The 18,616-nt window shown below is 61.2% G+C and carries 23 protein-coding genes; 2 read left to right on the forward strand and 21 right to left on the reverse strand.

Features of this window, described 5'->3' with window-relative positions:
- Nucleotides 1-70 precede the first annotated feature (70 nt).
- Nucleotides 71-820, reverse strand: coding sequence for a glycoside hydrolase family 108 protein (locus CCK88_RS06510; RefSeq protein WP_086469657.1), 750 nt, complete (start codon nucleotides 818-820; stop codon nucleotides 71-73).
- A gap of 292 nt (nucleotides 821-1,112) precedes the next feature.
- On the opposite strand from CCK88_RS06510, the gene CCK88_RS06515 reads away from it, so the two are divergent.
- Both CCK88_RS06515 and CCK88_RS06520 read left to right on the forward strand, forming a co-directional pair.
- Nucleotides 1,113-1,313 (forward strand): sunset domain-containing protein, encoded by a 201-nt coding sequence (locus CCK88_RS06515; protein WP_086469658.1) that lies wholly within the window; start codon nucleotides 1,113-1,115, stop codon nucleotides 1,311-1,313.
- A gap of 115 nt (nucleotides 1,314-1,428) precedes the next feature.
- Entirely contained in the window at nucleotides 1,429-1,671 is a 243-nt protein-coding gene (locus tag CCK88_RS06520; RefSeq protein WP_086469659.1) for a DUF6894 family protein, read from the forward strand.
- 12 nt (nucleotides 1,672-1,683) lie between these two features.
- Here CCK88_RS06520 and CCK88_RS06525 read toward each other — a convergent pair whose 3' ends face one another.
- The 20 genes from CCK88_RS06525 to CCK88_RS06625 all read right to left on the reverse strand — a co-directional run bounded on the left by CCK88_RS06525 (nucleotide 1,684) and on the right by CCK88_RS06625 (nucleotide 18,610).
- Nucleotides 1,684-1,968 (reverse strand): hypothetical protein, encoded by a 285-nt coding sequence (locus CCK88_RS06525; protein ID WP_140048906.1) that lies wholly within the window; start codon nucleotides 1,966-1,968, stop codon nucleotides 1,684-1,686.
- Nucleotides 1,969-1,970: 2 nt separating this feature from the next.
- Entirely contained in the window at nucleotides 1,971-3,833 is a 1,863-nt protein-coding gene (locus CCK88_RS06530) for a hypothetical protein (RefSeq protein WP_086469661.1), read from the reverse strand.
- 15 nt (nucleotides 3,834-3,848) lie between these two features.
- Nucleotides 3,849-4,682 (reverse strand): hypothetical protein, encoded by an 834-nt coding sequence (locus tag CCK88_RS06535; protein WP_086469662.1) that lies wholly within the window; start codon nucleotides 4,680-4,682, stop codon nucleotides 3,849-3,851.
- Nucleotides 4,679-5,518 carry a hypothetical protein gene (locus CCK88_RS06540; RefSeq protein ID WP_086469663.1) on the reverse strand — a complete coding sequence of 280 codons (840 nt, stop codon included), beginning with the start codon at nucleotides 5,516-5,518 and terminating at the stop codon, nucleotides 4,679-4,681. Before CCK88_RS06540 ends, CCK88_RS06535 begins: the two co-directional genes overlap by 4 nt.
- On the reverse strand, nucleotides 5,515-7,965 hold the full coding sequence (locus CCK88_RS06545; protein ID WP_086469664.1) for a phage tail protein: 2,451 nt from the start codon (nucleotides 7,963-7,965) through the stop codon (nucleotides 5,515-5,517). The genes CCK88_RS06540 and CCK88_RS06545 overlap by 4 nt, the downstream gene beginning before the upstream one ends.
- 28 nt (nucleotides 7,966-7,993) lie before the next feature.
- Nucleotides 7,994-8,440: a GNAT family N-acetyltransferase gene (locus tag CCK88_RS06550; protein WP_086469665.1), complete on the reverse strand. Its 447-nt coding sequence runs from the start codon at nucleotides 8,438-8,440 to the stop codon at nucleotides 7,994-7,996.
- Complete coding sequence (locus tag CCK88_RS06555) at nucleotides 8,427-9,119, reverse strand: hypothetical protein (RefSeq protein WP_244557443.1); 693 nt, start codon at nucleotides 9,117-9,119, stop codon at nucleotides 8,427-8,429. The genes CCK88_RS06550 and CCK88_RS06555 overlap by 14 nt, the downstream gene beginning before the upstream one ends.
- A 4-nt stretch (nucleotides 9,120-9,123) precedes the next feature.
- Nucleotides 9,124-9,729, reverse strand: a complete 606-nt coding sequence (locus CCK88_RS06560; protein ID WP_086469666.1) for a hypothetical protein — start codon at nucleotides 9,727-9,729, stop codon at nucleotides 9,124-9,126.
- On the reverse strand, nucleotides 9,720-11,990 hold the full coding sequence (locus CCK88_RS06565; RefSeq protein ID WP_086469667.1) for a tape measure protein: 2,271 nt from the start codon (nucleotides 11,988-11,990) through the stop codon (nucleotides 9,720-9,722). Before CCK88_RS06565 ends, CCK88_RS06560 begins: the two co-directional genes overlap by 10 nt.
- Before the next feature lie 297 nt (nucleotides 11,991-12,287).
- Nucleotides 12,288-12,560, reverse strand: a complete 273-nt coding sequence (locus tag CCK88_RS06570) for a hypothetical protein (protein WP_086469668.1) — start codon at nucleotides 12,558-12,560, stop codon at nucleotides 12,288-12,290.
- 26 nt (nucleotides 12,561-12,586) lie between these two features.
- Nucleotides 12,587-12,946 carry a gene transfer agent family protein gene (locus CCK88_RS06575; RefSeq protein WP_086469669.1) on the reverse strand — a complete coding sequence of 120 codons (360 nt, stop codon included), beginning with the start codon at nucleotides 12,944-12,946 and terminating at the stop codon, nucleotides 12,587-12,589.
- The gene (locus CCK88_RS06580; RefSeq protein WP_086469670.1) at nucleotides 12,946-13,383 is read right to left on the reverse strand and encodes a phage tail tube protein; all 438 of its coding nucleotides are present in this window, start codon (nucleotides 13,381-13,383) and stop codon (nucleotides 12,946-12,948) included. The genes CCK88_RS06575 and CCK88_RS06580 overlap by 1 nt, the downstream gene beginning before the upstream one ends.
- A gap of 65 nt (nucleotides 13,384-13,448) precedes the next feature.
- Nucleotides 13,449-13,880, reverse strand: a complete 432-nt coding sequence (locus CCK88_RS06585; protein ID WP_086469671.1) for a DUF3168 domain-containing protein — start codon at nucleotides 13,878-13,880, stop codon at nucleotides 13,449-13,451.
- Between the two features lie 3 nt (nucleotides 13,881-13,883).
- A complete protein-coding gene (locus CCK88_RS06590; protein WP_086469672.1) occupies nucleotides 13,884-14,297 on the reverse strand; it encodes an HK97-gp10 family putative phage morphogenesis protein in 414 nt (137 codons plus the stop codon).
- Nucleotides 14,297-14,659, reverse strand: coding sequence for a head-tail adaptor protein (locus tag CCK88_RS06595; RefSeq protein WP_086469673.1), 363 nt, complete (start codon nucleotides 14,657-14,659; stop codon nucleotides 14,297-14,299). The genes CCK88_RS06590 and CCK88_RS06595 overlap by 1 nt, the downstream gene beginning before the upstream one ends.
- A gap of 543 nt (nucleotides 14,660-15,202) precedes the next feature.
- A complete protein-coding gene (locus CCK88_RS06605; RefSeq protein ID WP_086469675.1) occupies nucleotides 15,203-15,547 on the reverse strand; it encodes a head-tail connector protein in 345 nt (114 codons plus the stop codon).
- A gap of 211 nt (nucleotides 15,548-15,758) precedes the next feature.
- A complete protein-coding gene (locus CCK88_RS18760; protein ID WP_280173810.1) occupies nucleotides 15,759-15,887 on the reverse strand; it encodes a hypothetical protein in 129 nt (42 codons plus the stop codon).
- Nucleotides 15,887-16,225, reverse strand: coding sequence for a hypothetical protein (locus tag CCK88_RS18380; RefSeq protein ID WP_170926378.1), 339 nt, complete (start codon nucleotides 16,223-16,225; stop codon nucleotides 15,887-15,889). The genes CCK88_RS18760 and CCK88_RS18380 overlap by 1 nt, the downstream gene beginning before the upstream one ends.
- A 48-nt stretch (nucleotides 16,226-16,273) precedes the next feature.
- Nucleotides 16,274-17,485, reverse strand: a complete 1,212-nt coding sequence (locus CCK88_RS06620) for a phage major capsid protein (protein ID WP_086469678.1) — start codon at nucleotides 17,483-17,485, stop codon at nucleotides 16,274-16,276.
- Nucleotides 17,486-17,497: 12 nt separating this feature from the next.
- A complete protein-coding gene (locus CCK88_RS06625; RefSeq protein ID WP_086469679.1) occupies nucleotides 17,498-18,610 on the reverse strand; it encodes a S49 family peptidase in 1,113 nt (370 codons plus the stop codon).
- Nucleotides 18,611-18,616 lie beyond the last annotated feature (6 nt).

An 18,616-nucleotide genomic window follows, 5' to 3' on the forward strand; every position in this document is an offset into this window, starting at 1 on the left:
GGGCAATGACTATCGCTGCAACCGGTTTTCTGTATCGCCTAGGCGAGCTTTGTGCGGAGCGACTGCTCAGTTAGGCCTGATTGGCCGCCGCTTCTGCCAGCGCCTTGGCGCGCTGCCCGTTAATCACGGCGCGGACAATGAACACGCCTGCGACCACGGCCACCACGACCAACAAAATGCCAACGGGTGCGCCTGCGGCCTGATCGATGCCGACGCCGCCGGCGCCTGTTCCGACCGCCACAGTGCCCTGCCCGGCAGATTTGTTGCGCGCATCCTTGGCATCTGCTTCAAGCTGCGACTTACTGGAAACCCACGATAGCGCAGTGGCTTCCATATGCGCGATGCGGCGCGACCAGCCTTTGCCGAACGTGTCCCAGATCTTCAGGCTCTGGACAAACGACAGGCGACGCGCACAGAGCTTCTTGATGACGTCACGGGGATTGGCAGTTTTGACCTTGGGCAGCGTGTCAGCCTCGCCGATTACGCCATCCTGTTTCGCGCTGACCACCGCCTGCAGATAACGGGCAGATCGGCTCACGCCACTATTGATGCCGAAATCCAGCGTGGTCAGGTCGATGCCAATGGGAAGGTCGTCGAAATGCAGCGGACGGGCGTAGTTCCGAGCGTAGATCTGCTCCGCCTCGGCCTTTGTCAGGTCGCGCACGTCCTGCTTCGTGATCGGCTTGCCGCGCCATTTTCGCAGCACGTCGAAGGTGATGCCCATGTTCGTGGCGCCGCCGGGGTCGCGCGGGTGGTCGACGTATCCGCCTTCAAAAGGGAATACGACATCGAGGCAGCGCTGAAGGTTGCCTTTGGCCATAGCGGCCTCCTGTGATGTTGGGTGGGTGTTGGTTAGGATCTGGCGCGCGCAGCATCACCGACGTCGCCTTGAGCAAGGCGGCGCCCGGTCCCGATGAAGTTCATGGGATCACCTATCGATGTTGAAAGAAGGGATTCACCAGCGTTCGAAGCTGGTCTTGCGCGGCGCAGTTCTGAATGCGCCTATGGAAGTCTAGGGGAACGCCATGCGAGACTTGTTGTTTGTTGCCGCTGCGACAGCTGTCGGCTTTGTTGGGTATCTCACCTTTTCAGCACCTGATCGCGGGTCGCCGATGTTTTCGACGGCGGTCGCGAATATCGGGCAGCAGTGCGACATCAAGGGGAACATCAGCGTCAACACCGGTGAGCGCATCTACCACGTCCCTGGACAGGAATTTTATGCCGAGACCACCATTCGCCCCGAATACGGTGAACGATGGTTTTGCTCCGAGGCCGAAGCGCGCGCGGCAGGTTGGCGGAAGGCGCGTTCCTGAGAGCGACACCGCCCGATGTGATGTGAGTTCAATCCCACGTGTCAGAGCGACATCGGTGGGCAACTGACTACCTCACCTCCCGTTATGGTCGCAGACCGATCAAGGGAGGCTCACAGTGCCGAAGTTCACGTTCGAGACACAGCGCAGCGACGAAGAAACCGAACCAGATTTCGTCACCGGCGAATTCGACACCGTCGAGCACGCACGCCGAGAGGCCAATCAAGCTTTCCACGAGATGGCCATGGACGTCCGCCCGAGCGCTGAACTCAGCACGGTGCGGGTGACCGTGAAGGACGATCAAGGCCGCATCGTTGCGCGCAGGGTCGCGCGGTTCGAGGCCGAGGACATCAATCCTTAGAAGAAGGAGGCGCTAACCCGGCGCCAGCAATTCGTCGGCGCGGGCCATGTTCGGCGTTGCCCCGCCATCGAGCGACAGCGCCGTGGCCACGGTGGCATGCAGCACGACGAAAAGCATGTCGTCGGACATGAAATAGTCCACCGCATTGTAGAGCAGCCGCAGCTTGGCGCTCTCCTGGCTGTTGAGAACGCCCTCGAGGATTTCGGCCTCCTCTGGCTCCATGCGGGCGACGAAGACCGACCGGTAGACATGGTAGGGCTGTGAGGCCAGAACCTCGGGATCGCGAAGGTAGGCCATCATCAGCTCCAGTACAGGTAGAGGTCGTGTAGCTCGACGTTCTTGTTGTTAAGGGTTTTGAAGCGCCACCTGACCGCAGTGCCGCTGGGCTGGCTCGACACGTCGGTCTCGGCTGCTTCGACAACGCGCAGATTGCCCGAGGTATAGCGCTCGGTCAGCACCATGGCCGTCCAGGTCGTGCCACCGTCGCGACTACAGTCCAGAAAGTAATCCGTGCCAGCAACAGCCGCATCGGCCTCGCGAACATTGATCAGCGCTTTCATTTTGGTCGGCACCGCAGCAGCAGTGAACGCAGCAGAGCGGACGATCGCGTTATTCGATCCAGTTTGAACTTCAATCTGCCTGATAAGCGCCAGTGTGCCAGCCGTGGCGGTATAACCAGAAGCGTTTGCAACAGCCGCTTCGTTTGCCGACACCTTATAGAAGCGATTGTAATCAGAACCACTCAAACCCGTTGCTAATTGCTTGAAATCGTTCGCGGACACGTGAAACGAGAAAATCAGATCCTTTGTCTCGTCCAACGCAAACGTGATCCAATCTGATACGATGCTTTGATTTGCACCGAGGGTTAGCGAGCCAACGCCTGCAAAGGTGATCGGTGTGAGACTTAATGCATCCCAGCTATCGCCAGCAGTATCGCGATTACCGATATAAAGGCCACTAATCGTGAGGCCTGATGCGCTTCCCTGAACCGTGACCCGCACCCTTGACCCATTTGTAGTCAATACTGACGCACCAACTAGCTGCTTTACGGTGGCGCCAGCGAAGCCAAAGGGATCGTTATTCAAAGTTTGTGATGCTAGAGAGTTCGCTATCGCAACCGTAGGCTTGAGCAGCCCGGCCGTGCCAGTATCTAGATTAGTCGCCCCAGCTACATCGACATAGGTCAGCGCGTCGAAGCTATCGGCAAAGCGATTGCCATTCGGGCCAAGGAAAAGCGCCACGTTGTTGGCATCTGCCAACGCCAAGGCCAGCTGCGAGACGGTGAATTCAAGGTCTGCTGGCGACGGTGACTGCGCAAGTATTGCCTGCGCAACATCTTCCGCCGCCCAGCCGCGCGGCGTAGTCCCAACGCCGGTCTGCTTTTCGGGTGTTGTGGGCCGTGTCCGCGCCGGTTCCAAGTCCGAGACTGACAGACCAGCCTGCTGCAGCACCTTTCCGCTCGTGCCGCTGAACAGCGCGATACGGCCCGAGACCGACGATGCCGGGCCGACGACGTCGCCGGTGCCCGTGCCGTCCTGTCCGCGCGGCAGCGAGAAGTCGAGCCGTACGGCAGCTTCACCAACCGCCACCACCGCCACGGATGCAGGCTGCCCCGGATTGAGTGTCGTCACCGGACCGAAGCTGATTTCCGTCAGTGGCCCCGGCCCGCCCTGCGGCCCCTGAAACTCTGCCGGCGGCAGCCAGTCATCATAGGCACTGCTGGCTTTGGCCCAGATCAGGCCGTCTTCGATGACCAGAACGCGGAAACCGGCGCGCAACGGATTGCCCGCGCTTTCCAGCGCCAGGCGATCGGCATCGGTGGCGACGAACACATCGGCCCAGGACTTCACGTCGCCCAGCTGTTCCAGCACACGGCGGGACTGGGCTGTCGAGCGCTCGATGCTGCCGATATAGCGGATCTCGTAGTCGGCTTCCTCGGCATCCACCCCGGGCCACGGCAGCGACAGCGTCAGCGTGCCATCGTCGTTGACCGCATCGATACGCACCGGCGGCACCAAAGGCTGCGAGGGCAGGAAAAACAGGTCGTCGCCCCAGATATTGCCGTGCCATGCCGCATTGGTCGGCGTGACCGTCGTTTCACCCGCGAGCACGGTCGCCGCCCCCGCATCGTAGCGGGTCGGCATTTTTTCGATGAAGAGCATGGAGAACCTGTGAGGTTAGCTGCGCCGCCCGAAGCGGACTTTTGCGGTCAGGGTGTAAGTCGAGGCGTAGTTGGTGGGGTCGATGTAGGCCGCCGCCTGCGCACCGCCATATTGCCGCGCTCGGGCAAACACGGTGGGGCTGCCAGGGGCGAGAGATCCGCTCCACTCGCCGCTTTCAACCTTCGAATACGGCGAAGCATCACTCCACCAGACCGGCACACCCGCGCCACTCGGTGCCACGTTTTCTGTGCCACCACGGAAGTTGTCGAACACTGTGCTGGGCTCGGTCGGCGGAATGTGTCCATAGCTGGTGAAATTGCCTGCAGCCGGGCCAACAGTCTGATCAATGATGGCCACCAATTTGCCGGGGAGGCTGGGGTCAACATTGGGAACGATGTCCACTGTCAGGCCGCGCGTGATACAGGGAGCCATCTCCAGGGTCATTGATCCCCAAAGCTGAATTTCCTGTGCCATAGGAAAGACGGGAGCTAGCACCTGCCCAAGCCAAGTGTGTGACGGCGCCGCGGTGCGATTGAGGATGACATGCACGGCAGCGATATCGGCACCGGCTGGAGCGACGCCAAGTTCAATAGTCTGCGTCCACTCTTGAGGCCTGGCACCAACCGCCGTTCGGCATGCCGTGTTCGTCCTGTAATTGCCGCCAGCAGCATAGGTCGTTCCGTAACTGAAGGTGTACAGTTGACCCTTGAGGGCATCCGGAAAACTGAGGGTTGCTGACATGGTCTGCTGTGCAGTCAGGAACTGCAGGAGCGTCCCGCCGGTTGTCGCGACAACACGGTCGCCGTTGACGATGCGAAACTGGCCATCCAACCATTCATAGCCATTCATGGGGCTTGCACCAGTACGGCGCCATCACCGGTGAAAGCGCCACCATAATTGCCCGCCGGGCCATAACTCGGTCCGCCCGATCCGAACGAGACCCTAAAATCTGCTGGCACGATATCCCGCAACGCACCGCTGGGCGATGCCGATCTAAACGTGCCATTGTCGAAACCAATAGTTCGCCCCAGCGGGACGCCGAATGGCGTTCCACCTGAAACGATCTGCAGATATCGCCTGTCGGATCGAAACTTGCCAAAGGCCATTTCGACAATGCCGGTAGACGGGTCAAAATCAAACAGGACACTACCTGCTGGCGCCGGCGGTCGTCTGAGGATCAGAAGCGTATAGGTAACGTTCGTCGCAGCGAGCGCGCTCGACGTCTGTATGCCGAACTCGTGCAGCATGATTTTGTTGTCGGTGGCATAGGCGGTCACGAGTCGCGCGCGACCATCTGCCAGATCGTACTGGACCGGAAAGCCCGGGTGAACGACGTCATCGCCAATGATCAGGAAGAAATCGGGCGGATAGCCAAGGTCGTGTGAAAAGAGCTCGTGGCTTCTGACAATCGAGCCGTACACCATGGTGTTGGTGAACGATCCGACACCACCACCGCCGGAACCTGCAGGTATTGCCGCGTGGCCAACCACGACATTGATCGGGCCAAACGCCACCTCCATTGGGTCGAAGTCGGAGTGGAAATACAGGTGGTCAAGATTGCTGTCGGGGTCGTGCAACGGCGCATTGCACGGCGCCATTGGATCGTCAGGGTCGCCAACGTTCGTTGGCACCTCATAAATGGCAATGCGCCGGCCCTGCGGGTCGCGAAACTGACGGGTTGTCATTCCGAATCCGTCCTTTCCGCGCCGGTAACCCAGTTGATCATCTTGACGCCGTTGGCGGAGCGCTGAACGCCGTCCTCGCCCAGCATGACAATTGGAACGCCATCAGATGTGTAGTTCACGAACTGACCCGCCATGACGCCGATCACCACCGGCTTTGTGGGGTCGAGCGGCACGTCGATGAAGAATGTGCCTGCGCGGAACGTGCCATCGTTCGCCGCCGCCTGGATCACATATCGGGCCGCCATGCCTTCAGGGCCGGCCTCCGCAAACCAACGGATATTGACCTCGGCGGAGTTGCCACCCATCGCCGCATAGAGGCTTTCCAGCTTCTGCGCGATTGCACCGCCCGGCCCGAGGGCCACCTCGATGATTTCGGTGAAGCTGGCCTCAAGACCTTCGAGCTCGACCTGAACCTCGCGGAACAGGCTTTCCCGCTTCACGTAATTCTCGCGGTCCGCCTCCTCGAGCATCGTGCCGATGCGCTTGAAGGCTTCGATGATGGAGCGGTTCGAGCCGACCTGCGCCAGCACATCCTTCGCAACATTGGACAGGTCGATGGCGATGTCGTCGGCGCCGAGCTTCACGTTCGGAGTGGTGACGGGCAGCCAGCCGGACCACTCCGCTGCGGCCGGTCCGATGAAAATGCCCCGAACCACGCATGTGACATTCGGCGGGAACTGGCCTTGAAGGATCGCGCGCCACGGGTCGACATATGGATGGGCGTCGCTGTCAAAAATCAGCGGCCCGTCTTCATCTCCAACGCGAACCTGTACACGCACGCGGTCGACGCTGGGCACACCCGAAGCGAACCTGACTTCAATGCTTGGCCGCCGGCCTGCGCCGCTTTCGTCTGGAATTGGCGCCGGGAACACCTGCCAGCCCGACATGGGCATCGGCCTCGGCCCGACCAACTGCAACGGACCGTTGATCACCGGGCGGTAATCGGTTTCCTGATCCCAGTCATAGTCCGCAGGGTCAACCTCCGTGAGGTCAACGATGACGTCAAGGTTCCACTTGTAGATGACACCATCCACACGGAAGAGCTTGTCGACATAGCCGTTGCGTTCAGAGGTCCAGCGCACCACGTCGCCAGGCTCGATGACGCGAAACTCCGGCCCCAGCACAAAAGTGTGCCGCCGAGCGCGCAGTGCCTCATTGAGAGCCCAACGCATCAGCCTCTGGACCTGCGCCGCGTACGGCACGAGATCGAGCGATACCGAAGCCATGAGACGGCGATTTCCCGCCTGCACCTCAAGGTCGGGCCGAAGTAGCGGCGGCGCCTTCTTGTTGTTCCAGCCTTCGCCCGGGTTGGGGTAGCTGGCATCCATGCCGTTGACCGTGTCGGACAGCGACAGGAACGGGCTGAAACTCTGCTCTTCGGTCGATAGGATGTCGCCGTCGGTGAACGCCATTACTGGCGCACCGGGCGGGCCGACATACACGGTGTAGACGCCGCCGTTCTCCACAAGACGGGAATTGGCAGCCGTCAGCAGCGCTTCGGCCGTGACCGCCACTTTCGCACCGACCTGAACCTCACCACCAGATCGGAACGTCGGCTCAACCCCCGATGGGCCGTCGATGCCTGTCTGCGCTGCATTGATGCCGGCAATCCAGTTTGCTACCGGCAGCCGCGCTGCGGACAGGCCCTGCATGCCGTAGAGCCACTGGCCGCTGAAACGAACGCCACGCAGTACGTTGTAGAGTTGCACGATCGGATTGAAGTCGCCGACGCCGCCCCACGTCGCGGGGTTGTCCCAACGGTGCGTACCAACGCCGCCGACGGTGCTGTCGAGCGCCGGGTTGTACCAGCGGACGCCATTGCTGACGAACTTGAAGGTCGGAATGCCCTGAAAAAGCGGTTTGTCGCCCTCGTCGTTGCGCTCCGGCGCACGGGCAAAAACGATCACATAGGGGACGCCTCGACCGACGCGGGTCGACTGATAAGGCCGGTTCGGATCGCCTGCAAAGTTCGACACCAGGAACGGGTCGGCTGCCGTCTGGTTACCGTCGTAGAATTTGATCCAGAGGTGGTCGACGCCACCCTTGCGATACTCAGCGACTGGCCATCCGTAGTTTGGATGGATCTCGCCCTTGAGCAGCGTACAGTCGACACCATCGACGATTGGGTAAAGCAGCTCGCGGATCGGCAAATCGCCGATAGCCATGACGCGCGCCGACATCGTGCCGCCATCCCCGAAGGTGTTGTGCCAGACAAGCGAACCAGCGGTACAGTTCCAGCCCAAATTGATCGAGCGCGGAACATCCTCGCCGCCTTGCAGCCGCCCCTGCACGCCGAACTTCTGAGTGGTCTGCTCGCCGGACGACGCACTGCGCCCCAGCGAACTCATCACAACGCCAGCGGCGATCTGCAAGCCGGCCGCTGTCAGGCCGGCAAGGAACGTCCCGGCGCCGAAAATGCTGGCACCGATCCAGGTGAAAACTGCCATGTGTGGGGCCTCGTCGCCGAGGCGGCCGTTACGGCGCCAACGGCTTCAAAAAGTGTGTTTCGGCGGGGCGATAGCCAGCGCGGCGGTAGATGACCTCTGCGCGCGGGAATGAGGCGAGTGCAGCCATGCCGGCGAAGGTACAGCCTTGTTCGGCAGCCCAAGCCTCGTATGACGCGAGCATCTGGCTCGCGAATTGGCCGCGCGCCTCCGGTGCCACCCACCAGACAGTCTCGGCGGCGAACCTGATTGCTGCGAAGGGGTGATCTTGGCTGCTTGCCAGCAGTACAGCCTGCGCCGGGGTGCCGGCGACCAGCGCCACCAGCGTTGGATCGGCAATGTGACGATCAATCAGCGCTGCAGCGTGCGGCGCGCTGAACGGGAACGGCAGAGCAGCTGCGGTGTGAGCGTCGCGGAGCAATCGAATGATCGCCCCGCGGTCTTCTGTTGTGGCGAGCCGGACGCTAGAAGATTCCAAGGAACCCTCCCCATCCGAACAGGCCTTGCCGCTGCGGCTGCTGCACAGTCTGCACCTTGTTCTCGCCAACGGCTCCCCAGTAGTGGTCCCAATCCGGGCACACGGCCGCGTCGATGAAGAAAGTGTCGCCAGGCGCGCGCACCTGCTGATCTTCGTGGCTTCGTGTCGCTGGATTGTTGCGCAGCAACTCCTGCGTTCCGCTGGCGCAGGTGAGAACCGCAGCGCCCTCCCCGCCTTCCGCCGGCGTGCGAATCTCGACGCGGTCGATGAAACCTACGAATACTGGTTCAGCCGGGTCGACCAGCTTGCGGCTATCGGGATCGAGCAGACCGGTATGGATCTCGATCCGCGCCTGTTTGCAGTCATAGAGGCGTAGGGCTTCCTCGACCTGGTCGTGCAGTTGAGACATTGTCACGGTGACGTTCTCGACGCTGACGCCCACGATCGCCGGAATGTCGCTGATCGAAATCAGCGAACCCGAACCATAGAAGTCACGCGAAACCGGATCGCCTGTTTCAGGGTCCACGACCAACGCCGAGACATTTGCCAGATCGGACCAAAATCCGACTGACACGGGATCTCCAGTTTCCCGATCGCGCGCTTCAATCCAGAGAAAGTCGCGTTTCATCAATCGCCGGGCAGCCAGCGCGGCCACGGTGTTCGCGGTGTAGGACTTCATGGTGTTAGCGCGCCTCGGTAGCAGTGAACGAGAGTGTGCCTCGCCCCGTTCGAATGTCGGCCGATGTCGACAAGGAGCCTGGATCAACGGTCATGAGGCACCACGGCCTCTCGATGATGACATCCTGACCAGTCACAGTGCCGGGCCAAAGATGCGGCGACACAGTGAAATATGGCGTTGGATTGCCGGCAGCCTGTTCGGCTGCGCGGTAGAGGCCATTGCCGATGCGAAGCATGTCGCCAACCGACAACTGAATGCCGACCAGATCGGCGATCCGCACGGTCTTGTCATCGTTGCCGATGCTGTGCAGCTCGCCGGTTGGCAGGCTGGAACTCCCAGGATGCATGATGGGCCGGCATCGGCTGGACTGCCAAGCCACGAACGTCATCTGACTGACCATGGCCTGCTCAATGCGAGCGCGCCACTGATCTAGTGCGTTTGCCGACAACGTCTTGGTCGACCACGAACCGTGCCAGAGGGGCGTGCCGAAGTCCTTGACTCGGGTGCGGCCAGAGGCGTGGCGGGATTGCTCCTGCCGCGCCATCAGCTCGAACGGCTGGGACCAGCCTGGGAAGCCCGTCAGTAGGTCGAGCGGTTCGGTCAGCGCCATTTTGATCCCTGCGCACGAACGATGTTCTTCACCTGCCCCGGCAACTCTGCCTGCAGAGCGGTAAGCCTCTGCTCGACGCGCGTTAGTCCTGCAGCGTCTGCGCCAGTGGCGTCGATGCTGATTGAAATCGGCACCGACACGGAACCGCCGTCGCTATTCGCAACCGGCATTGCAGGCATGACCAGCCCTCGTCGCATCGCCTCGACCGCCGCTACACCGCCCGATCGGGCAATGTCCGTTTGGGACCAGACGACTTCGCCCTTATGCACGACACCGGCCGGCTGATATTTTCCGCCCGGGCCTGTGTAGCCCCCGTTCGCAAAGCCGAACATCTGGCCAAACAAGCCCCGACCAGGGGTCGATCCGCCTCCGAAAAGGCCGTTGAACCCCATAGTCAGCAACTGCGACCCGATGTTTTTCAAAACATCGGCAAAGATGTCGCCGGCGTCCTTCCCTTCAACGAAACCGTCGACGATTGTTTCGAGAGCAGAGCGGGCAGCATCCTTGATTTCGTTAAATTGGGCGACTGTGGCTTTCTGGGCCTCAGCGAGACGGGCGGCGTCAGACGTGGCCGTGGCGTAAGCCTCAGCGAGACTAACGAGTTCCTCTCTCTGGGCTGGTCCAAGTTCGAGACCTGCGCGTCTTGCCGCGTTTTCCAGATCCTGGATCGCCTTCAATCGTTCCTTGGCGTAGCCGTAGTCGTTCAGCAGCGGGTTGAGCGATGAAACCAGCGCCGTTTCCTGCTTTAGGAACTCGAGCCGCTGACGCATGTCAGCGACATTGTCGCCGTAACGCTCCGTTGGCGATTTGCCCCCGCCTCCGCTCGACGGAGGGGTGATTGGCCCTCCGGGAGCACCGTCGGATGTCAGATCGGCACCGAACGTGCGCCGGATCTGACGCATGGAGGGCATCTGCCCAAGATCGGTTGTCGTGGTTGCAATCGCGGCGCGGGCTCCGGTGGCAGCCTCGCGGAGGTGCAGGAACCAATTGATCAGGCCGGAGACTTCGCCAATCACAATGTTAAACTTCGGATCGACCTCGCCCAGCTCCTGAATAGCCTCGCGAGCAAGATCGGCGGACCCGCCCCCCTCGATCAACTGAGCGATGAGATCCTGAAAAGCCGCCTCAACTTCCGGCGAGAAGACACCTTTCGATTTCTCCGCAAAATCGCGAAGGCGACCCGCCGCAGCAGCCAGCGTCCCGTCGGTTTCGATCGCGGCGTCGTTTACGTCCCGCAAGCCGGTGACGATATCTCCAAGGGTGACTTCAGTCTTGCTGTTCGAAATGTAGTCCAGGATCTTGGCAATGTACTCAAGCTCGCGGGCGCCATCCCGTATGGTGCGAGCCAGTTCATCGCCCAGGCCACGGAAGACCCGATCGAACCACTCCTGATCAGGGGCATCGCTTATGGCGTCTGAAACGGCAATGATGGCTTCGGCCAGGGCTGAGCTCGACCCAACAGCGGCGTCTGCTTCGCCAACAAACTGTGTGACGGCATCGCGGAGCAGCACGAAACCGTCCGAGACCGTCGCCGGCATGGAGTCCGCTTCGAGCCGCAGTTTTTCGAGCTGACTGGTGACGCCGAACATTTCGGTCGTCGTGATCTTGCCCTGCTCGCCGAGCTTGCGAAGCTCGTTGACTGAAACGCCCATGCTGTCGGCGAGAGCCTTGGAAAGTCGGCCGCCGGACTGGATGATCGTGTTCAAGTTGTCGCCACGCAAGGAGCCTGACGCCATGGCCTTGGACCATGCATCCATAACGGACTGAGCGCGCTGTCCGCGGACGGCGGACACGACAAGGCTGTTGTTCAGCGTCTCGACCAGGTCAAGCTGCTGTTGCGTGCTGTACCCTAGTGCGGAAAGGGCCTGCTGGTTTTGCAGGTAGCCCTCAGCCGTCTGCTCAAGAGACGAATAGGTGCGGCGCGCCATCTCGGAGAGGCGACCCAAGACTGCGGCGCCGCGATCGATGCTGCCCGCCGCGAGATTGACGCGCGAATTCAGGTCGGTCCACGCCGAGGTCATCGAAATGACCGAAGTGGTCGTGAGAGCGATGCCCAGCACACCCATGGCACGACCCACAGCTCCAAAAGAGCCCACCATCCGGCTCTCCATGCGCGAAGCGGAAGATCCCAGGTTGTCGAACCGCGTTTGCATCGACCGCACGCGCTTTTCTGTCTCCCCATTGGCCTTGGCCAGGGCGCGTTCGTACTTCGTCGTGCTCGCCTCTAGCGAGACGATCAAACGTTCGATATCGGTAGCCATGAAGACCAGACCTCAGGGGGAGAGAGAGTTCGTATGGGCGTCAGGAAAAAGCGGCGCTATTGCCCTGAGGACGACCGGATGGTGTTGGCTGAAAAGGAGACGCCCAACCACCTGCTGCACCTGGTGTTGTCCGTGGTGACCTTGGGCGTTTGATTGATTGTCTGGCTTATTGTGTCGATTGGCGCCAACTTGAATGCCTATCGCTGTCCGCACTGCGGCGCCAAAACGCGAAGCGGACCGCCTTGGGGATGGAAGCAGCGCAAAAAGGCGTTGCCGAAGCAGGGATGAAGTCGAGAACTACTGAGCCTGAAACTTGACCAGGCCCATCACCGCAAATCTGCGGCCGTCCCAGGAGTAAGTCTGGGTCGACAGCAAGCCAATGGGTGCATCGATCGCCTCGATGTCGGCCCACAGCTCGTCTTTTTGCGCCTCAGTCAGCTTACCCGGTTGTGCCGGGCTGTTGGCACGGACAAATCCGTGCCAAGCCGACCAAAACTTCCACATCGACGTGCGGTCCACCTCATCGGCTGACCACCCCATGGCGGCGCCGGCAGCGTAGATTCGCGACATCCGAAACTTGCCATTCGGCAGGTCGTCTAGTCGCTCACCGCCCCCGGCGCCGGGGCTTCCCCCGGTGGGTCTTGGGGTGCCCCCATGATCGATGTTTCGAGGATGCCGCGCGCCAGGCTGACATTCTCGGCTGGCGGGCGACCCTCGACGTAAGTCTTGACCAGCTTCAATGCCTTGGCCGGCTCTGTCCCGCCGCCGATAAGGCCTAGCCGGATTGTGCTGGCGATGTCCTCGATGCGCCACTGGTTGGATGCCAAGCGAGCGAGGATCACGAACGGCCCGGCATCGCAGGCGTCCTGCAGTTCGGCGAGCTCACCCCAACGGAGGGCGAACTCGTATGTGCCGTCAGCCCATTCGAGGGGCGGGGTTTTCGCCGAACCGGACATCAGTCAACCACACGGACCATTTCGCCGTCGGACTGGAGCGATACCGACGTCGTCACGCGACGTCCGTTTGGAGCTTCGGCGGAGAACGTTTCCACATGAAGATTGCCGGTCCACGTGATGGTCTTGGCCGGGAATTCAATCTCGATCTTGGCGGGAATGCTGTCGATGCTTTCCCAGGCATCAAGCCAAGTCTCGACGGATTCGGACGCCAGGACGCCTTCACCGGAAACCGACATACTCAACGACACGGCGTCTCGGCCAATCCAGTCGACCTTGTCAGGGTCGGTACAATCCGGAACCTGTGTTTCCTCGAGACCCTTGGTGAGCGTGAGGGACTTCGAGGTGAAGCCACACGGCGAGGCGTACACGGTGGGGGTGGCGTCGTTGCCAAGGAGAACGCGGACCTTGCCGCCCTTGGTGGTGGTTGCAGCGGCCATGCGGCGCTCCTTGCATGAAAAAACCCGCACAAGGCGGGCTGAAATTGGTGGGAGGTTGGTGGCGGTTACGGCGTCTCGACCGTCGCTCGAAACTGGACGGCGAAGTGGTGCATCGCCGGGTTTGGGTCAGGCACGTGGCGGGTCAGGACATGTTCAATTGAAACGAGGGCGTTTGTGGCTAGCGACAACTCTGCATCGTGCAGTGCCCGCTTCACCAAACTGGCAATTTTCCGCGCTTGGATAGTGTCATAGGCTTCGCCCGTTCCACTCGACCAGATGTCGAATTGAATGGTGATTTCCTCACCATCCAGGCAGTCGTAGTCGTCGGGCGTGGCGATCGTCGGCCCATTGGATATGAACGGGAATTGGGCGGCCCATCGCCCGGTACTGCTCGCTGGAATGCGGTCATAGATGCGCGAACCGACGTAAGTGACAATCTCCGGCGTGGCGCGCAGCCGCATGACCGCGGCCATCATCAGTTCGAGGGTGGCGTCCATCGACTAGCCTCCGGATGCGGCGGTCTTTGCGGCCTTGGTCGTAGCGCGGGAAACGCGACTTTTGATGCGCTTACGGACCACACGATAGGCGGGGAAGAAGAATGGCGTCGGCTTCATGTTGGATGTGCCGAATTCCTGCGCCAGAGCGTAGTCGTATTCCACCCCCGCCCCGTCTCTGACTTCGCGCGTGGTGGCGGTGCCGCCCGCCACAACGTCAATCGCGAGTTCATGCCGGCCGCCTTCTTTCTGAATGCTGTTTTTGAGCGCACCGTCTTCGAACGGCGCCAGCCCCTTAGCCATGTCGACCATCTCGTCGGCGCTCAAATTCAGCGCCTTCTTGATCTCGACTTTGGCTTGCTCAGGCATCCGACGGAGTTTCTTCTTGAGCCGATCAAGGCCTTGAATTTTGCCGGCCATTATTCGGTGCGCCCCTGCTCGACCAGAAACTCAAGCCATTGCCGTTTCTGATCCGGATCGGTCGGCGGCGCCTTGATGGCGAACACGCGGGCATCGTCGCGTGCATCGACAACACGCCACGTTTCGTCGACCTGCCATGTTGCTGCCGACTGCCGTACGCGCACAATGTATGGCTGGATGCCCTGCAACCGGTTCGCGATGACCGTCTCGCTGCCCTTAAGCGGTAGAAACTCGGCCGCGCAGGTGGTGACGGTTGCCCAGTCACCTTCGCGGGGATCGCCGCCCCACGGGTCGGGTTCGGTCTGCCGGCGCTGAAAATGCACGCGGCCGCGGAGGGCACCGGATGTCGGGGGTTTGGCCATCAGTCTCGAATACCTTCCATCCCGCCCTCCCTACGCTTCGGCTCACGCTCAGCTTTGTCGGCCCCAATTGCCGCCGAGGAGCATCGCGTGGTCACCAGCAGGTGCATGCCGGCCAGGTAGGCGATCGTGACGCCCGGCTTTGGCCGCCAGTCGAAATCAGCTTTGAACCGGACCCAGGGCATATTCGCTCCTCTTGTGCTGTTCGCGAATCCAGACGACCATTGCTAAAGTTAGGAGTTTGCGATGTTGGATGATGCCCGAGGTTGGGGGACTTGGTTCGCTGCTTGCCATCAGGTTGTTCAGTTCGCATTAAAGCATCGCATGATCGCAATATGGGTCCTGATTCCCGCATGCCTATTGCTCGGCTACGTTTCGTATCGAACAGAGGCATGGTGGTCGCCGACTGCGGTCGCGGCATGCAAAGGCGCGGCAGCAGATACGAAACAACGCCACTCTGGGCATGTTGTTGATCCGCTTACAGGCCAGCCCTATATCGACATCACGAATGAGGCCGGAGACGCCCTCGCGTCCGTCTGTAATGGATCAGACTAGGCGCCCATTAGCCTCCTCGAATTGCCGCCAGATGCGGTAAGGTGCGAGCAACCGACGCACAGTTGGCGAGAGCATCGCCTCGCCGTCTACCACGTCGGATGTGCGATTGTCGAAAAGGTCGTTGGTGACCAGCAAGATCGCGGCAGTGATCGGCGGTGTTACGACCATCGCGTTGGGATCGTCGGACGGAAGCGGACCGGTGGCCTGGACCGTGCGGTCCAGATACTCTGTCACGATCGCTTCTGCCGCCGCAGCATACGCCTCGATCTCGACATCTTCGTCGTCCCAGTCGACGCGAAGGTGTTTCTTGACGAGATCCAGGTCGACCAGTGCCATTAGTCACCCTCTCTAATGAGCCCTAGTTTCATCCCATCATCTAGGACCAAGAGCGGCACGCCAGGGGCATATCGCTCCCAAGCTTCATGAATTCGCCGACCTTGCTCATGGCTGATGCAGCGTGATGCCATGAGAACGGCCTTGTCCCCCGGCTTAAAGTCCAGCCTGATCAGATCGCCAAGCTCGACGATATCTTCCAGTTTCTGCACCATCAGTCACCCTCGCCTTCACCGCCCTCGGGGTCGGCTGGCTCTTCCGGCTCAACGGGCTTCGGGACCACGCCGGCACCGATATAGCTGGCCGTCTTGCGCTTGCGCGCCTTGTCGCGTGCTGTTGGCATTACTTTGCCTTCCTGCCACGCTTTGCGGGCTTCTCGGTCTCGGTCTCGGTCTCGGTCTCGGTCTCGGTCTCGGTCTCGGTCTCGGTCTCGGTCTCGGTCTCGGTCTCGGTCTCGGTCTCGGTCTCGGTCTCGGTCTCGGTCTCGGTCTCGGTCTCGGAGGTGTTTTCCACCGGCTCGACCGCGTCAACCTTCACATCATCAATGATTTGGACCAGGCCCTGAGCTTCAAGCAGCCGCGCCTCCCCGGCCTCAACCGGAAAGGCCTCGCTCTTCTTGGTTTTCAGTTCCTTGCCAAGCGCGAATGTGCGCACCGGCTTGACCTGTAGGAAATCAGTCATGCTCGCCTCCTAAGCGAAGGGGCGCCCCGAAGGACGCCCCAGTTTTGCTTACGCGCCTTCGACGTCGCCGGTGACGAAAGCTTCGGGGCGATACACGGCCAGAGCCAGGCGCTCTTCAGCGCGGATCGTGAACATGTTCTTCTCGAAGTCGTCGACGTTCTCGCTCGAGAGCAGAACTTCGATGTCCATACGGTCGAAGATCTGTGCGGCGAAGCTGAATGCACCGGTGAGGAATTCACCAGCAGCCATAGCCTGGGTTGCCACAACCGGCAGGTTCCAGAGGGTCGGGGTGAGCGAGCCCTGCGGATTGCCGATGATGTAGTTGCCGCCGGCATCCTTGGTCAGTTCAATCTTGGCCCAATCGATCGGGTTCAGAACGAACGCGGTTGCCGGATACTCGGCCAGAACGACCTGCAGCACGGCGAGGCGCAGACGGTCGATGCCGGTCTCGTCGGCGGCAGCGAAAGCCGGTGCGAACGCGGTTGCCTGCGGCACAAGGCCGTGAATGTTCTGGCCGGTGCCCGAACCGTTCAGAAGCTGGTTTTCTTCGACAAAGCGCAGACCATAACGGGCACGACCGTCGATGTAGGAGCGCAGCGCCGGGGCGTCGTCGAGGATCTGGCGGGAGGCCTTGAACAGGTGCGCGAGGGTACGAACCGGCGCGCTCACCAGATCAAACGTCAGGTCCGAATACGGCTTGGCCGTCGTTTCCGCGACCGGCGCAGCGTTGTTGGTGTAGCCCGTTTCCTTGACGTACTCCACGTTGCTGGAAGCAGTCTGGCCGGGAAGGATCAGGTCACGCACGGTGAGCTGGCGCTCTGGCAGCCCAAAGATGCCAGGAACACGTGAACCAGGCACCAGCGACGTGCCCTGAGAGCGACCTGCGCCGACGGTCGTGTTGGCGGAGGTGATGGCAGATCGTTCTACCTTTACGGATACGGCGCCACGGGTAGAGCTGTTGTATCGGCCACTGACCAAGTCAGGTGCCTCGAGAACGAAATCACCGAGAGACTTTTCGTTGGGATCGCCCCCATCGCGCTCGCGAGCGGCGCGCTTTTCGAGGTCGCCCAGTCGAGTGGTGGCCTCGCCGAATTCGGAAAGCGCCTTGTCGACCTTCTCGGTCAGTTCGGCCGACGCTTCGCCGTTCTTGGCGAGCTTGGCCTGAAAATCAGTGCCAAGATTGCCGACGGTTTCCTTGATGGTGGCGAGCGAAGTCGAAAGCTCGCCGATCTTCTCGGCGAGGGATGCATTTTCAGTCATGTGGGGGTGTCCTTAGACGGTGATGGTACGTGCGATCGCCAGAGCCTCTTCGACCTTGGCCATCAGTGCTGCATCGCCCTCGTCAGGATCCCCCTGACCGTTCTTGAAGTAGAGCCGGGCTGCCCGCTCTGCCTCCGAGTTTGTGAACGCCCCAAGACCCTTGAGCCCGTTCTCAAACTCGCGTTTTGTGACCTCGCCGCCCACCTTCATGGTCGACAGCAGGTGTTCTGCGTCCTCGGCGCGCGCGCTATTTTCGCTGCGCAGCTTTCGGACGGTTTCTGGTGTCTGGTCAGCGCCAAATCGCGCCAGCGTCTCGTCGAGCGTGGCGATGCTGTCGGCCATGCCTTTTTCGATCAGTTCTTCGGCGAAGAACACGCGGCCTTGGCCGAAGTCCTTTTCGACCGTGGCGACAGACACACCTCGGCCGGCGGAAACAGCGCCGACGAACCGGTCATACGACCGCCTCACGCGCTCCTGAACGAACGATAGCGCGTCCTCGCTCAGTGGCTCGGTCTCGTTGCCCTCCACCTTGTGGTCGCCGGCGGCGATATAGGTGCGCTTCACCCCTGCCTTTTCGAGCGCGGCAGAGATGTCCTCATGGACGGTGTAGACGCCGATGGAGCCTGCACGGCCGCTTGGTGAAACCACGACCTCGTCGGCTTGGCTGGCGATCCAGTAGGCGGCAGACGCTGCAAGGTGGTTCACCTGTGCGATGATCGGTTTGTCGCCACCGCGCAGCGCGCGGATCTCGTCGCCCAGCTCCTGGGCGCCCGGAACAGCACCGCCTGGACTGTCGATGTCGAGCACGATCGCCTTGACCTCGGGATCGTCGATAGCGGCATGAAGTGCCTTTTGGAGGCCCGTGTAGGACATGCCGCCCGAAATCTCGGTCATCAGGTCCATTTTCGCGGCGAGCACCCCATGGACTGGGATGATCGCGACAGCACCTTCGCGCCGGGCAATTTCGCCCGACTGCTTTTTCGAGATGCGCGCGGCCATTTCGTCTGCTGCAACCTCACCGCCAGCTGCCTTGAAAGCAAGGAAGTCGGTGATCACGGCCAGCTTGCCGCGGTCCATAGCCCACGGCTCCGCCGCAAAGGCAGAGAGAATATGCTGATATTTCATGTGGGT

Origin of the sequence: Devosia lucknowensis, assembly GCF_900177655.1 — a bacterium.
Lineage (GTDB): Bacteria > Pseudomonadota > Alphaproteobacteria > Rhizobiales > Devosiaceae > Devosia > Devosia lucknowensis.

What these genes read in the sequence shown, in the direction of transcription:
- CCK88_RS06515 (WP_086469658.1), top strand. Translation starts at nt 1,113, where the DNA reads ATGTTTTCGACGGCGGTCGCGAATATCGGGCAGCAGTGCGACATCAAG.
- CCK88_RS06625 (WP_086469679.1), bottom strand. Translation starts at nt 18,610, where the DNA reads ATGAAATATCAGCATATTCTCTCTGCCTTTGCGGCGGAGCCGTGGGCT.
- CCK88_RS06595 (WP_086469673.1), bottom strand. Translation starts at nt 14,659, where the DNA reads ATGGCCAAACCCCCGACATCCGGTGCCCTCCGCGGCCGCGTGCATTTT.
- CCK88_RS06590 (WP_086469672.1), bottom strand. Translation starts at nt 14,297, where the DNA reads ATGGCCGGCAAAATTCAAGGCCTTGATCGGCTCAAGAAGAAACTCCGT.
- CCK88_RS06560 (WP_086469666.1), bottom strand. Translation starts at nt 9,729, where the DNA reads ATGGCGCTGACCGAACCGCTCGACCTACTGACGGGCTTCCCAGGCTGG.
- CCK88_RS06570 (WP_086469668.1), bottom strand. Translation starts at nt 12,560, where the DNA reads ATGTCGCGAATCTACGCTGCCGGCGCCGCCATGGGGTGGTCAGCCGAT.
- CCK88_RS06510 (WP_086469657.1), bottom strand. Translation starts at nt 820, where the DNA reads ATGGCCAAAGGCAACCTTCAGCGCTGCCTCGATGTCGTATTCCCTTTT.
- CCK88_RS06535 (WP_086469662.1), bottom strand. Translation starts at nt 4,682, where the DNA reads ATGAATGGCTATGAATGGTTGGATGGCCAGTTTCGCATCGTCAACGGC.
- CCK88_RS06575 (WP_086469669.1), bottom strand. Translation starts at nt 12,946, where the DNA reads ATGTCCGGTTCGGCGAAAACCCCGCCCCTCGAATGGGCTGACGGCACA.
- CCK88_RS06530 (WP_086469661.1), bottom strand. Translation starts at nt 3,833, where the DNA reads ATGCTCTTCATCGAAAAAATGCCGACCCGCTACGATGCGGGGGCGGCG.
- CCK88_RS18760 (WP_280173810.1), bottom strand. Translation starts at nt 15,887, where the DNA reads ATGCCAACAGCACGCGACAAGGCGCGCAAGCGCAAGACGGCCAGCTAT.
- CCK88_RS06605 (WP_086469675.1), bottom strand. Translation starts at nt 15,547, where the DNA reads ATGGCACTGGTCGACCTGGATCTCGTCAAGAAACACCTTCGCGTCGAC.
- CCK88_RS06620 (WP_086469678.1), bottom strand. Translation starts at nt 17,485, where the DNA reads ATGACTGAAAATGCATCCCTCGCCGAGAAGATCGGCGAGCTTTCGACT.
- CCK88_RS06585 (WP_086469671.1), bottom strand. Translation starts at nt 13,880, where the DNA reads ATGGACGCCACCCTCGAACTGATGATGGCCGCGGTCATGCGGCTGCGC.
- CCK88_RS06555 (WP_244557443.1), bottom strand. Translation starts at nt 9,119, where the DNA reads ATGAAGTCCTACACCGCGAACACCGTGGCCGCGCTGGCTGCCCGGCGA.
- CCK88_RS06540 (WP_086469663.1), bottom strand. Translation starts at nt 5,518, where the DNA reads ATGACAACCCGTCAGTTTCGCGACCCGCAGGGCCGGCGCATTGCCATT.
- CCK88_RS06525 (WP_140048906.1), bottom strand. Translation starts at nt 1,968, where the DNA reads ATGGCCTACCTTCGCGATCCCGAGGTTCTGGCCTCACAGCCCTACCAT.
- CCK88_RS18380 (WP_170926378.1), bottom strand. Translation starts at nt 16,225, where the DNA reads ATGACTGATTTCCTACAGGTCAAGCCGGTGCGCACATTCGCGCTTGGC.
- CCK88_RS06580 (WP_086469670.1), bottom strand. Translation starts at nt 13,383, where the DNA reads ATGGCCGCTGCAACCACCACCAAGGGCGGCAAGGTCCGCGTTCTCCTT.
- CCK88_RS06545 (WP_086469664.1), bottom strand. Translation starts at nt 7,965, where the DNA reads ATGGCAGTTTTCACCTGGATCGGTGCCAGCATTTTCGGCGCCGGGACG.
- CCK88_RS06565 (WP_086469667.1), bottom strand. Translation starts at nt 11,990, where the DNA reads ATGGCTACCGATATCGAACGTTTGATCGTCTCGCTAGAGGCGAGCACG.